13 protein-coding genes are annotated in these 13,231 nt (G+C 62.8%); 10 read left to right on the top strand and 3 right to left on the bottom strand.

The genetic code is table 11. From position 1 onward, the window contains the following. The first annotated feature begins 261 nt into the window (after positions 1-261). From ABH924_RS07190 to ABH924_RS07165, 6 genes are all read left to right on the top strand, one after another. Positions 262-1,056, top strand: coding sequence for an SDR family oxidoreductase (locus tag ABH924_RS07190; protein ID WP_404497832.1), 795 nt, complete (start codon positions 262-264; stop codon positions 1,054-1,056). A gap of 110 nt (positions 1,057-1,166) precedes the next feature. Further along, a complete protein-coding gene (locus ABH924_RS07185) occupies positions 1,167-2,444 on the top strand; it encodes a styrene monooxygenase/indole monooxygenase family protein (RefSeq protein WP_404497831.1) in 1,278 nt (425 codons plus the stop codon). 50 nt (positions 2,445-2,494) lie between these two features. Then, positions 2,495-4,258, top strand: a complete 1,764-nt coding sequence (locus ABH924_RS07180) for a flavin reductase (protein ID WP_404497830.1) — start codon at positions 2,495-2,497, stop codon at positions 4,256-4,258. A 16-nt stretch (positions 4,259-4,274) separates the two neighbouring features. Then, the gene (locus ABH924_RS07175; RefSeq protein ID WP_404497829.1) at positions 4,275-5,852 is read left to right on the top strand and encodes a phytoene desaturase family protein; all 1,578 of its coding nucleotides are present in this window, start codon (positions 4,275-4,277) and stop codon (positions 5,850-5,852) included. Positions 5,853-5,878: 26 nt separating this feature from the next. Continuing rightward, entirely contained in the window at positions 5,879-6,691 is an 813-nt protein-coding gene (locus tag ABH924_RS07170; protein WP_404497828.1) for a cyclase family protein, read from the top strand. After that, positions 6,688-8,364 (top strand): thiamine pyrophosphate-binding protein, encoded by a 1,677-nt coding sequence (locus ABH924_RS07165; protein ID WP_404497827.1) that lies wholly within the window; start codon positions 6,688-6,690, stop codon positions 8,362-8,364. The genes ABH924_RS07170 and ABH924_RS07165 overlap by 4 nt, the downstream gene beginning before the upstream one ends. 94 nt (positions 8,365-8,458) lie before the next feature. Here the strand turns inward: ABH924_RS07165 and ABH924_RS07160 are convergent, their stop codons facing one another. After that, positions 8,459-9,319: a PaaX family transcriptional regulator C-terminal domain-containing protein gene (locus ABH924_RS07160; protein WP_404497826.1), complete on the bottom strand. Its 861-nt coding sequence runs from the start codon at positions 9,317-9,319 to the stop codon at positions 8,459-8,461. 107 nt (positions 9,320-9,426) lie between these two features. Next, complete coding sequence (locus tag ABH924_RS07155) at positions 9,427-9,567, bottom strand: hypothetical protein (protein ID WP_404497825.1); 141 nt, start codon at positions 9,565-9,567, stop codon at positions 9,427-9,429. 197 nt (positions 9,568-9,764) lie between these two features. Between ABH924_RS07155 and ABH924_RS07150 the strand changes: the two genes are divergently transcribed. Beyond that, positions 9,765-10,247, top strand: coding sequence for an acyl-CoA thioesterase (locus ABH924_RS07150; protein ID WP_404497849.1), 483 nt, complete (start codon positions 9,765-9,767; stop codon positions 10,245-10,247). 113 nt (positions 10,248-10,360) lie between these two features. Here ABH924_RS07150 and ABH924_RS07145 read toward each other — a convergent pair whose 3' ends face one another. Next, complete coding sequence (locus ABH924_RS07145; RefSeq protein ID WP_404497824.1) at positions 10,361-10,762, bottom strand: RidA family protein; 402 nt, start codon at positions 10,760-10,762, stop codon at positions 10,361-10,363. 134 nt (positions 10,763-10,896) lie between these two features. Here ABH924_RS07145 and ABH924_RS07140 point away from each other — a divergent pair, with 134 nt between their 5' ends. The 3 genes from ABH924_RS07140 to ABH924_RS07130 are packed head-to-tail and all read left to right on the top strand — an operon-like array spanning position 10,897 to position 13,227. Then, positions 10,897-11,811, top strand: a complete 915-nt coding sequence (locus tag ABH924_RS07140) for a fumarylacetoacetate hydrolase family protein (RefSeq protein WP_404497823.1) — start codon at positions 10,897-10,899, stop codon at positions 11,809-11,811. A gap of 5 nt (positions 11,812-11,816) precedes the next feature. Beyond that, on the top strand, positions 11,817-12,305 hold the full coding sequence (locus tag ABH924_RS07135) for a cupin domain-containing protein (RefSeq protein WP_404497822.1): 489 nt from the start codon (positions 11,817-11,819) through the stop codon (positions 12,303-12,305). Positions 12,306-12,309: 4 nt separating this feature from the next. After that, the gene (locus ABH924_RS07130; RefSeq protein WP_404497821.1) at positions 12,310-13,227 is read left to right on the top strand and encodes an acyl-CoA thioesterase; all 918 of its coding nucleotides are present in this window, start codon (positions 12,310-12,312) and stop codon (positions 13,225-13,227) included. Positions 13,228-13,231: the final 4 nt, after the last annotated feature.

Genomic DNA, 13,231 nt, shown 5'->3' with positions numbered 1-13,231 from the left:
GCACGTCATAGAAACGCAGCAATGAAACCGACGGAAGGGGTGAGCAGAGATGAAGAACGTCAAGCTGGTGCATGAGCGCCGAATCGAGTGGGAACGGACTCATCCGAAGCCCGCACCCAGGCCCACCGTCAAGTAGGCAGGCCCACCGTCAGGCAGCACCACTGTCAAGTAGGCAGCGAAGCAGCCAGTCCGTCGGCAACGACGAGCGTCACGCATACATAAGACTTTCCACCCCATGGATTCATTACGAAAGGTTTGGCCATGTCAGCACTCTCGGGCAGGACCGCAGTCGTCACTGGCGGCGTCACCAAGATCGGCCAAGGCGTCGCCAGGGCGTTGCGGGATGCCGGTGCCACCGTTGTGGTCGCCGACATCGACGCCGACGGCGGTGCCCAGCTCCACACGTTGGGAAGCGACATCAGCTTTTCACTTACCGACATCACCGATGACGCTGCCGTGGCGCGACTCATGGACGATACGGCAGCCTCGCACGGAGGCATCGACATCCTCGTCAACCTGGCCTGCACCTACAAGGACGACGGTGCAGCTTCGGACAGGAAGGATTGGCTTCAGGCACTGAATGTCAACGTGGTGAGCGCTGTCATGGCAAGCAATGCGGCGCGCCCCTACCTGAAGGCATCCGGGCACGGAGCCATAATCAACTTCACCTCGATTTCGAGTTCAGTTGCCCAGACAGGCCGCTGGCTCTACCCTGCGGGCAAGGCCGCCCTCGTCCAGCTGACCCGGAGCATGGCAGTAGATCTCGCCGACGACGGCATCCGTGTTAATTCGGTCAGCCCCGGATGGGTGTGGAGCAACATCATGGACACCCTGTCCGGCGGCGACATTGATAAGACAGATTCGGTGGCAGCCCCGTTCCATGCCCTGAAGCGGGTGGGACGGCCAGAGGAGATCGGAGCCGTGGTCGCTTTCCTCGCCAGCGACGGCGCCAGCTTCGTGACAGGAGCTGATTGGGCGGTCGACGGCGGCTACTCCGCTTTGGGACCCGAGCGCGCCGAAGAAGCCATCCCATTACTCGCCGCCGAAAAGAGGTGACGACACATGAATGACATCAAGCTCGTACACATCGGTCTCCCCGGCTGGGAACAAACCCACCCGGAGCCAACGCCGAGGCCAGGCCAAATATCCTCCCCCATCATTTACGGATGCAGAGACAGCAGAAAGACAAGGTCAACACTATGACACAGCGCCACATCACCATCGTCGGAGCAGGACAATCGGGCCTGCAACTTGGCATCGGTTTGCTCAAGGCCGGATTTGCAGTCACCACGATCTCCAACCGCACCGCCGAAGAAATCCATGAGGGCAAAGTCTCCTCCAGCCAGTGCATCTTCCACGATGCCCTGGAGCACGAGAGGGCGCTTGGGTTGGACTTCTGGCCTGAAGCTCCCACCGTGGATGGAATATCGTTCACGATCCCCCATCCTGAGGTTCCTGGTGAGAAGGCCATCAGTTGGGCATCCCGCCTGGATAACCCGGCCAAGTCCATTGATCAGCGGGTCAAATTCCCGAGGTTCATGGAAGAGTTCGTGGCGCAGGGAGGCGAGCTCGTGTTCGAGGACGCCGGTGTGGATGAACTGGAACGCTACTCGCTTAGCTCCGATCTGGTGATTGTGGCCGCCGGCAAGGGAGAAATTGCGCAGCTCTTCACCCGTGATGCCCAGCGCAGCGCCTATGACGCACCCCAGCGCGCTTTGGCGTTGACGTACGTTACTGGAATGGAGCCCAGGGCAGAACACTCGGCAGTTTCCTTCAACCTGATTCCGGGGGTGGGCGAGTATTTTGCCTTCCCTGCGCTCACCACCACCGGTCCGTGCGAAATCATGGTTTTCGAGGGCATCCCGGGCGGACCCCTGGATTGCTGGAAGGGCCTGACGCCCGGGGAACATCTGGAGAAGTCCAAGAACATCCTGAAGCAGTACCTGCCGTGGGAAGCCAGCCGGGCGTTCGACGTCGAGCTGACCGATCCCAACGGGTTCCTGCAGGGCCGGTTCGCACCCACTGTCCGCCATCCCATCGCCACGCTTCCCAGCGGGAAGAAGGTCCTGGGACTGGCCGACGTCGTGGTCCTGAACGATCCCATTACCGGCCAGGGCTCCAACAACGCCAGCAAATGCGCGGCGTCCTACTTGCAGAGCATCGCGGCGCACGGCGATGGTGCCTTTGACGCAGCGTTCATGCAGGCCACTTTCGAAACGTATTGGAACTATGCACAGCACGTAGCACAGTGGACGAACGCGCTGTTGGCTCCGCCGCCCCCGCACGTCCTTTCGCTTCTGGGAGCGGCCGGTCAGTCGGCCGAAATCGCCCACCGCTTCGCTAATGGATTCAACAACCCGCCGGACTTCCAGGAATGGTTCATGGACCCGGATAAGGCGGCCGCATACCTTGCAAGCGTGGGCTCCGCCGTACCCGCGACCTGACAGTCGCTCCACTTCCCCTGGCAACAACGTTCCTCGAAGGAAAACCAGACATGCGAAAGATCGCAATTATCGGAGCCGGCGAATCCGGCGCCCAACTGGCCTTGGGCCTGCAGCGGGAGGGGTATGAAGTCACGCTGTTCTCTGACCGTTCGGCCGCTCAAATCCGCACCGGCAAGGTTATGTCCAGCCAATGCATGTTCCCCACAGCGCTCGCCGCCGAAGCACAGCTGAGTTCGGCCCTGACCAAGCTCTATGACGGTGAAGCCGTGCCCGGGATCAGCGCTATTCGATTGCGTGTGGAAGGCGAATCCGGCGCTGGCGCCATCGAGTGGGAGGCGCCCCTTGAGGGGACCGCCCACTCGGTGGACCAGCGGATCAAGAGTGCGGCCTGGATCGAGGCCTTTGTGGCTGGCGGCGGTGATTTCCGTATAGAGAAAGTCACGCCGCGCATGCTGGAGGAGCTGTCACGCGACCATGAACTGGTTATCGTCAGCACCGGAAAGGGAGAGATCGCCCAGATCTTCCCCAAGGACAGGTCCAAGTCCCCGTTCGATCGGCCACAAAGAGTGCTCGCCCTGAACTATGTCTCCATCGATACGGTCTCACTCGATGCATCCGCCACCGCCCCGGCCGATCAGCCCAGTGACAGCATCCGCATGTCCGTAGTCCCCGGCGTCGGGGAGTTCTTCACCTTCCCCGGACTCACGGTGTCCGGGCCTTGCCAGATGATGGTCTTTGAAGGCGTCGTGAGCGGCCCGATGGACAAGTGGACCGATGTTACAAGTCCGGAGGAACAGCTGAGTCGATCACTGGAAATCCTGGAAGAGCACTTTCCCCACGAGGCGAAGAACTTCGCCAACGCAACGCTCACAGATGAGGGCGCTACGCTCCTTGGCCGGATTACCCCGACCGTTCGCTCGGCTGTGGGCGAGCTGGGCAATGGCAACCTTGTCTTCGGTCTGGGCGACGCCGTCCTGCTGAACGATCCCCTCACTGGTCAGGGGTCCAACAACGCGACGCTGGCCGCCAAGTACTACCTTGATTCCATCATCCGGCGAGGGCAGCAGCCTTTCGACAAGCAGTGGATGGAACGCACCTTTGACGAGTTCTGGCGGGGCTGGGGTCAGTGGGCCGTGGCGTGGACAAATGACATGCTCAAACCCCGGCGGGAACACCAACAGGCCGTCCTGGCCGAAGCAGCTGACCACCCGGCGCTGGCCGCAAGCATCGCTGGAGGATTCGATGATCCCCGCACGTTCTACCCATGGTGGTTCGATCCCGCAGCTGCCGCCGAGTTCGTGCAAGCGCGCAAGGACGAAGATTCGTCAGCTTTTGACCTGAGGGACTTCCGGGGCGCCCTGGGACAATTCGCCACGGGCGTCACGGTGGTCACTACCCTCGGCGTCGACGGGCGGAAGGTGGGCATGACGGCCAATTCCTTCACGTCAGTTTCGATGGAACCTCCGTTGGTGTTGTGGTGCCCCAGCAAGCGGGCTCCGAGCCTTGTGGACTTCGAGGACGCTACGCACTTCGCCATCAACGTCCTTGCCAGTGACCAGCACGTCCTCTCGCGCCAGTTCGCAACACCTGCTACAGACAAATTCGCCGGCGCGGAAACCACCGAGGGAATCGCCGGAATTCCGTTGCTGGACGGCGCGGTTGCCACGTTCCAGTGCCGGACCGTCTCACGACACGATGCCGGCGACCATGTCATCTACGTAGGCGAGGTGGAGAAGTACGAGAATGCTGGAGGGGAACCACTCCTGTTCCACAGCGGCAAATACCACGCCGCGACCAACCACCCGGACTTCTGAGATGACCATGCCCTCCATGACGGACTCGACCGATATTGCCATCATTGGTTCGGGGATCAACTCCCTGGTGGCCGCCGCGGAGCTTGCCATGGCCGGGAAGCGCGTCTGCCTCATTGAACGGGCCCGCAGGCTGGGCGGCTTCATCCACTCAGGGGAACGCACGCTGCCTGGCTTCACCCACGATTCTTTCTCTTCCTGGCATCCGCTGTTCGTTTCCGGAGGTGCTTACCAGGCTTTGGGAAGCGAACTGCATGCGAGGGGATTGGAATACTGCAATTCCGACGGCGCGGTGACGGCCAGCGTGGCAGCCGATCCAAAGACAGGGCAACACAGGGTTGTCGTGGCCCATCGCGACCCGGCACTCACTGCTTCGGCTTTGCAGGAGAACGGAGACGAAAGCGCCTACCTGGCCATGCTGGAGGACCTCGGCCGCAATGCAGGGACCATCTTCGGTGCGTTCGGTGCTGAACTGCGCTCTTTCAAGGAGGTGCTGGCGATCGCCGCCGGCGCCTTGAGGCGAGGAAAAGTCAAGGGTACCGAGGCCTTCGTCCGGGACTCAGTCATGAGTGGCCGCAACTACCTCCGCAGCCGCTTCAACGGATGGCAAACCGACCAGCTGTGGTCCCCTTGGCTCCTTCACGCCGGCCTCGGCCCCGACCAAGCGACGGGCGGCGTCATGCTTCCGGTCATGGCCTTGAGCATGCACAGCTTTGGCCTCCCTGTGGTGAAAGGCGGAGCCTCGAACTTCATCGCTGCTTTCGAGGCCCTCCTGAGGGATAAAGGCGTCCGGATCATGCTGGACACAGAAGCCGAGGAAATCCTGGTCGATTCCAAAGGTGCAACGGGAGTGAAAACATCCAACGGGCTGGTCAGCGCACGCACCGTCCTGGCAAACTTGTCACCCCAGGCACTGTATTCCAGGCTGTTGCGCAAACCACCAGCCGGGTTGGCCGAAGCCGCTGCACGTTACCAGAACGGCCGCGGAGCCATGCAGATCCACCTGGCCCTGGACAAGCCGGTCCAATGGCTCGATCCCCGTTTGGATTCCGTGCCCCTGGTTCACTTGAGCAACGGTTCGGACAGTACCGCAATTGCTTGCGCCCAAGCGGAGGCGGGGCTGTTGCCCACGGAACCTACCGTCGTCGTCGGCCAGCAGTGCGTCCTGGATCCTTCCCGGGCTCCAGAAGGCAAAGCGACACTGTGGCTGCAGTTGCAGGAGGTGCCCTTCTCACCGGTGGCGGATGCCGCAGGTGCGCTCAAGGTGGACGGTGGCTGGACACAGGAACTTAAGGAACGGTACATGGAGCGTATCCTGGCCCGGCTTGAACAGTTCGCACCGGGCACCAGGGCATCCGTTCTGGCCTGGGACATCCTGGCACCGACCGATCTTGCCGCGGAAAATCCCAATGCCGTCAACGGCGACCCTTACGGCGGATCCGCGGAACTCTTCCAGAACCTCCTCTGGCGGCCCTTCCCCCAGGCCGCAAACCACAAGACCCCGGTCAAGGGCTTGTGGCATATCGGCGCGTCCACCCACCCCGGCCCCGGGCTATCCGGCGGATCGGGGCATTTGGTGGCCCAAAAACTGAAATGAACCCACATCAACCCGACAGGAGAACAATGTCTGTTCTAAATGAGCTCACCGCAGCCTTGTCATCCGGCGCCATCGACGTCGTCGACCTCACCACGCCGCTCAGCGGTGACACTCCCATCCTGAATCTTCCCCAACCACTCGCCAACACGGTTGGACTCTCCCTGACGCCCGTTAGCAATTTCGACGACGCCGGACCGGCCTGGGCGTGGAACGACGTCACTGTAGGCGAACACGCCGGGACACACCTGGACGCTCCCGTCCACTGGATCACGGGCAAGGACGGGAAGTCCGTTGACCGGATCGAGCCGCACCGCCTGGTGGGGCCGGCCGTGGTGATTGACAAGACCGCCGTAGTAGCCCAGGACCCCGACTTCCTGCTGGAGCCCGAACACTTCGAGCAGTGGCAGCAGGAGCATGGCTCCTTCCCGGAAAACTGCTGGGTCATCTTCCGCACCGGCTGGTCCGCCCGCGGCGGTAACACCGCGGATTTCATGAACGCCGACGACGCCGGCCCCCACACTCCCGGGGTCTCCGCGGCTGGTGCCAAATGGCTCGCCGGAAACGCCTCCATCAGCGGCTTCGGCGTGGAAACCGTCGGCATCGACGCCGGCCAGGCCGCCACACTCGATCCCATGTTCCCCGTGCACTCGTTTCTCCTCGGCGCTGACAAATATGGTGTGACGTCACTGCGGAACGTTGATCGACTCCCGGTCACCGGCGCGACGCTGGTGGTTGCGCCCCTGCCCATCGTTGGCGGGACGGGCAGCCCCAGCCGGGTGTATGCCCTGGTTGACAGCTCAGCAAATACGGCAAGCACGGCATCGGAGCCCGGCGCATGAGCGAGCAGGTAAGGGTCTCCACCCTGGTGGGCCAGACACTGGCAAAGCTGGGAGTCGGCCACGTCTTCGGGGTGGTGGGAAGCGGCAACTTCGACGTCACCAGCACCCTGATGAACGCCGGAATTCCCTACACCGCTGCCCGCCATGAGGGCGGCGCTGCCACCATGGCCGATGCCTACTCCAGGATGTCCGGCAAGGTAGGCGTGGTGACCACGCACCAAGGATGCGGCCTGACCAACGCGATCACCGGCGTCGGAGAGGCTGCCAAGAGCCGAACACCCATGATCGTGCTGACGGCCGATACGCAGGCGGCAGCCATCCGGTCCAACTTCAAGATCGACCAGGATGCACTGGCGCGCAGCGTCGGGGCCGTGGCAGAACGGATCCACTCCCCCGAAACGGCCGTAGCGGATACTGTCCGAGCCTTCCGAACAGCGGTGAATGAGCGCAGGACCGTGGTCCTCAGCTTGCCGCTGGATGTCCAAAGCGGAACCGCCGCAGACACGGTGAGTACCGTCGTCGTGCCTGTACCTGCGCGGCTTCGTCCGGATACCGGTGCAGTGAACCAGTTGGTGGAGCTGATCTCGAATGCGAAACGTCCCGTGTTCGTCGCGGGCCGCGGCGGCCGGGGCGCCCGGGATTCCATCCTGGCCCTGGCCCGGCATGCGGGGGCGCTCGTGGCGACCTCGGCCGTGGCCAACGGACTGTTCAACGGCGATTCGCATAATTTGGGCATCTCCGGCGGATTCTCCTCTCCCTTGACCGCGGAGCTCATTACCTCAGCGGACCTGATTATCGGGTGGGGTTGCACGCTGAATATGTGGACTATGCGTCACGGCAGGCTCATCTCTGCCGGAACAAAAGTAGTCCAGATCGACGTCGAGGATTCCTCCTTGGGCGCCAACAGGGCGATCACACTGGGCGTGCTGGGTGATTCCGCCCTCACTGCGGACGACGCCCTGGAAGTCCTCAGGAGGATCCAGCCTGCTGCGGCTGAAAAGTACCGTACCGAGCAGAACGCCCTCGCCATCAAACAGAGTGCACGCTGGCGGGACGTAGAGACTCCGGACCTTGGCACTGCGACGTCGATCGATCCCCGGGTGATCAGCCGGGAACTGGACTCGATCCTTCCCGCAGACAGGATCGTCGCAGTGGATTCGGGCAACTTCATGGGCTACCCCAGCCAGTATCTGGCGGTGCCGGACGAATTCGGATTCTGCTTTACGCAAGCATTCCAGGCCATTGGCATCGGTCTTTACACGGCAATCGGTGCCGCAGTAGCGCAGCCACAGCGGTTGCCCGTGCTGGGCGCCGGTGATGGCGGCTTCCTGATGGGTATCAGCGAACTGGAGACGGCCGTCCGGCTCAAGCTGCCGCTGGTTTGCATCGTCTACAACGATGCCGCGTACGGCGCTGAGGTACATCACTTCGCTGAGCACCACCCCCAGGAGGAACTGGGCAGTGTGTCGTTCCCGGAGACCGATATTGCGGCAATCGCCAGGGGATTTGGAGCCGACGGCGTCACTGTCCGCACGCTTGAAGACCTGCAGCCAGTGCGGGAATGGGTGGCGGCCTTCAGAGACGGCGGGCAGGACCGACCCTTGGTGATCGACGCCAAGATCGCCTCCGACGGTGGCTCCTGGTGGCTGGCCGAGGCCTTCCAAGGACACTGATCCTTCCATCGACACTGATCCGCCGGGACAGGGAGGCCGGGACACAGCCGAAGGGGCTGGGGCGTAAGACGCCCCAGCCCCTTTGCTGCGTGGCTCAATTGGATCCGACGACGGACATTGCGTAGTGCTGGGCCTTCGGCCCCAGCAGCCTGTGCAGCTTCGTGAAGAGCTCCTGGGCGGCCAGTCCGTGCCAGTTGTCGGGCAGGTATTCCGCGGGGAGCCCGGGGTCCATATAGGGCAGCCGCCGCCACTGGGTGACCATGGGGACATAGTCGGCGAAAGCCTGCTTCAGCAGTTCGGGCGACTCGGGCTCTCCTTCATGCTTCTCCCACCGCTGGAGTACGGGTTGATGCCGGGACAGGAAGTCGGTGTACAGAGCCTCCAAAGAAGGCAGGTCCCACCATTGACCCACCTTTTCGTCGATGTGGCCGCCGGTAAGATGCGTTGCTTTGAAGAGGTCAACGTAGTCCATGAGATCGGCACGCCGAAGCTGCTGCTCCACTTCGTCCGCAAGATTTCCAGGAGCAATCCACAGTCCCGGGGAGACCTGTCCGCAGCCGACGCGGGTCAGGATGGTTCGGAGCTTGTGCCTGAGGTGCCGTTGCGCCTCGGGGACGGAGAAGGAGGCCAGGAGCCATGCGTCGTCTTTTTGGGCACGGCGGGGAGCGAAAATGCGCTCGTCTCCGGCACTGAACACATCCTCAAGTTCCGGTGAGAGCTTGTAGGCCGCGGAGCCTCCACGTTTCAGGCTGACAAGGACGCCGCGTTTCTTCAGCCGCGACACTGATGACCGCACACCGGCTGATTCAACTCCCAGGTCCCCCAGGAGCTGAATGAGGTCTGCTACTGCAAAGGTGCCGTCCTGGTTACGGGCATACAGGCCATACACGGTAACTATCAGGTGTTGATGACGCGGCGTGGGAGAAACGTCGGGGACGGCATCGGCCTTGGCCATTCAGCGCTACCTCTATTGGTTCGGGGGTTGGTTTTACAGTCATAGGCTACCCCCGACTGGCTGCTAAGGACGGCGCCGGCCATGCCGTGGCCGCGCCGAGAAGGCGGCTAGATGAAGCTCAGGCCGGCCCAGGGTGACGCAACCGGCGTCGTTCCCCCGAAGACGGATCGGAATTCTTCGTCGAGCAGAGCGCCCACGGTCAGTTCCTGTGGGTTTTCCTTGGTCTCCTCAGAGCGTGAACCAGACATCTTTGTCTCCTTGTGAGGGCATGTGGGCGGATCACCACTTGTGTCCGCCGTACCATGCGTCTTGCATCAAGTTTATAGCGTTAATGTGACGTACGTAAATAGATCGGCATAGATATATTTGGTACCCGTTACGGGCGTCAGGATTCTGTTATATTCTGGGCCCACCAAACGATCGAGAGGAGCGCGCCGTGGACCGCATGTCCAAAACCCAGCCGCGTGCCAGCGTGGAACGCACTGTTGAATGGGTGGATACGGATGCTTCCGGCCACCAGCACAACTCGGCAGTGATGCGCTGGGTGGAGTCCGCGGAAGCTGAGCTCTTCCTGCGCACGCTCGGGCTGCCTGACTACTTCCCCAGCGTTCCCCGCATTCACCAGGAGATCCACTTCAAGGCCAAGCTGTGGTTCGGCCAGCGGATCACGGCCACCGTAGGCATTTCCAAGCTCGGCAGGACGTCCATGACGTATGCCTTCGAGGTTCAGGGCCATCCGCATGATGGCCTGGCGGGCAGCCTGGCAGCTTTCGGAACTGTAACAGTAGCCCACGTGCCGCCCGGCTCAGCCAAAGCGCAGCCTTGGCCCGCCGCAGTCGTGGAAGCGGTCGCCCCCGCGCAATCCTCGGGGGCGGAGGATCGCTCGGGGGTCAACAGCCCACCTACCACCCAGACGGCCGGCTCGTAACGCGAAGAAACTCCCGGCGATTCCCGCCGCCCCATCGGGTGGGACAACCACCGGGGGTTCCCTGTCCCCCAAACCAAACCTCCCGCCGTCGGGAGTCTGTACTCGCCCGGACGCTACGGACGGTCCTGGATGACAGCGATCCCCTGGATCTCGATCATGGCTTCCTTCTGCCAGAGGCGGGTGACGCCGATTCCGGCCATGGCCGGATATTCCGAACCCGCCATTTCGCGCCAGATCCGCCCGATCTCCCGGCCGTTCGCCATGTAGTCATCCACATCGGTCAGGTAGATGGTGACGCTCACCAGATCCTCCGGCTGCCCACCCGCTGCCCGCAGGGTGGTCAAAACGTTTGAAAACGCCTGCCTGAACTGCTCCACAATGCCTCCGGGAACAATCTCCATATTGCCGTCCAGTGCTGTCTGGCCGCCCAGGTACACCGCATTCCCGGCAAGAATGCCGTGGGCGTAACCGGACGGCTTGGGCAGGGACTCGGGGTTGACGGTCTTGTTGCTCATTGATGCTCCTCGCGATGTCGACTCTTGATTCCTGTTTGAAAAGGCCCCTTGCCGGGTCCTTTGTGTCGTGCTAACTTGAGCATATGTGACGACCGTAAAAAAGTCGACATATCGAGACGAAGGGAACCAGACGGATGAAACTGGCCACACTCCGCACTCGCGGAAACGGTACGACGGCGGCCCTCGGCCTGGGCGCCGACGCCTTCCTGCCGCTGCCCTACCCGAGCGTGGGTGCACTCCTGGCCGATCCGGCGTGGCGTGCCGTTGTCGAGGCAGCTGCCGCGGCGGCGACCGGCCCTGACGGCTCACTGGCGGTCACCGGGACGACCGAGGCCGGCACCGCCGAATTTGCCCCGTTGCTGCCCGACGCCCGGAAAGTCATCTGCTGCGGGTTGAACTACGGCGACCACATCCAGGAGATGGGCAGGGACCTACCCGAGTACCCCACTCTCTTTGCCAAGCACGCGGACACGCTGACAGGCGCCCACGACACCATCGATGTCCGGGGCAGCGGGAAAGTCGACTGGGAAGCCGAGCTCGCCGTCGTCGTGGGCAGCCCCCTTTTCCGGGCGGACGAAGAACAGGCGCGAACGGCCATCGCCGGTTACACCGTGGCAAATGACGTTTCCATGCGCGACTGGCAGAACCGCACCCTGCAGTGGTTCCAGGGGAAGGCCTTCGACGCGACCACCCCCGTGGGCCCCGTCCTGGTCACAGCTGACGACGTGAACGGGGAGTTCGAGGTCCGCGGATATGTCAACGGAGACCTGGTGCAGTCAGGGAACACGGGAACGCTGGTCTTCGGTCCGGCCCGGCTCCTGTCCTATATTTCGCAGTTCACCATGCTTCGCCCCGGGGACCTCGTCCTCACTGGGACACCAGGGGGAGTCGGGATGGGAATGACCCCTCCCCGCTTCCTGCAGGACGGAGACGTCCTGACCACCGAAATAGCAGGCATCGGACGCCTGGAAAACACCATCCGTATCCATACCAACGATGACGCAGCCGCTCTGCGCCCCGTCGTCGCCACCACAACCACCAAGGAGTAAAGACCATGACCGAGCTGACTGAGACCACCCAGTACCGCACCGAGGGAGACAACTCCATCTACGCCGGCGCCGACGGCAAAGTTGTTCCTGTTGTCACCCGGGCAGGGCAGGAGGACACCAACACGGCACAGTCCGGCGACTGCGTCCGCGTATCCGGCGTGTCCATCCAGCACACCCCTGCCACCAAGATCTGGTTCGGACAGGTATCCAACACCCCGGGTTACCGCTCGCTCCCCCACCACCACGGCGAAGCCGAAACCGGCGGCTACGTGCTGCGCGGCCACGGCCGCATCTACTACGGCGAGAACTACTCGGAATACAAGGACATGAAAGCCGGAGACTGGGTTTTCGTGCCCCCCTTCATGCCGCACGTTGAGGCAAACATGTCCGTCACCGACGAACTCGTCTGGCTCACCACCCGCACGCCGGAAAACATAGTGGTCAACCTCGAAGACGTTCCGGATGAGACCCTCGCCGACTACCGGCGCGCATAACGCCATGAACATCCCCGCCCCCGCAGCCACTAAGACCTCCGCAACGTTCCTGCGCGCCATCGAACTGACCCAGGTCCCGGCCCTGGTCCACGACGAAGCGTATGAGGCTGTCACCCAGTACGTTCCCTGGCCCAAGGCCTACGGCGGTGACATGGTTGCTCAATCAGCTGCCGCAATGATGCGCTCCGTTGACGCGGACCGGTCGCTGCATTCCATGCACAGTTACTTCATGCGCCCGGTGGATGTGGGATCGACCGTGCGGTACGAAGTGGAGAACCTCCGTGATGGCCGCGGCTACTCCACCCGAAGCGTCCGCGGATATCAGAACGGCAAGACCGTTTTCGTGGCCATGGGCTCCTTCCAGGTCCCCGAAGACGGGGCGGACTACCAGCCCGTTACAGCCGGACAGTCCGCCCCCCACGCGATCGATCCGGAATCCCTGCGCAGTGCAGCGGAAGTCCTCCAGGACGTCGACGGCCCTGCCGCGGAGTACTGGTCCACCGGACGCAGCTTCGACATGCGCCACGTCGCCGGGCCCGTTTACATTGAGGTTGAAGGCGGACGCGAGGCCCACCAGGCCATCTGGGTGAAAGCCTTCGATGAACTCCCGGCCACAGCGAACCAGCAACTGGACGCGAACCTGCACCGCATCGCCCTAGCCTACGTTTGCGACTACACCATCCTGGAGCCCCTCCTCAGGGCCCAGGGCCTGCACTGGTCCTCCCCCGGGCTCACCACAGCAAGCCTGGACCATTCCATGTGGTTCCACCGCGACGGACGCGCGGACGAATGGGTGCTGTACGCACAAAAAGCAGTCTCCGGTCAAAGCAACAGAGGCATGGCCCTTGGCCACTTCTTCGACCGGGAAGGCCGCCTGCTCGCCACCGTCGCCCAAGAGGGCATGATCCGCCCCGGATCCTAATCCG

Origin of the sequence: Arthrobacter sp. GAS37 (genome assembly GCF_044908325.1) — a bacterium.
GTDB classification, from domain to species: domain Bacteria; phylum Actinomycetota; class Actinomycetes; order Actinomycetales; family Micrococcaceae; genus Arthrobacter; species Arthrobacter ramosus.
This window is presented reverse-complemented; position numbering and strand designations above follow the sequence as displayed.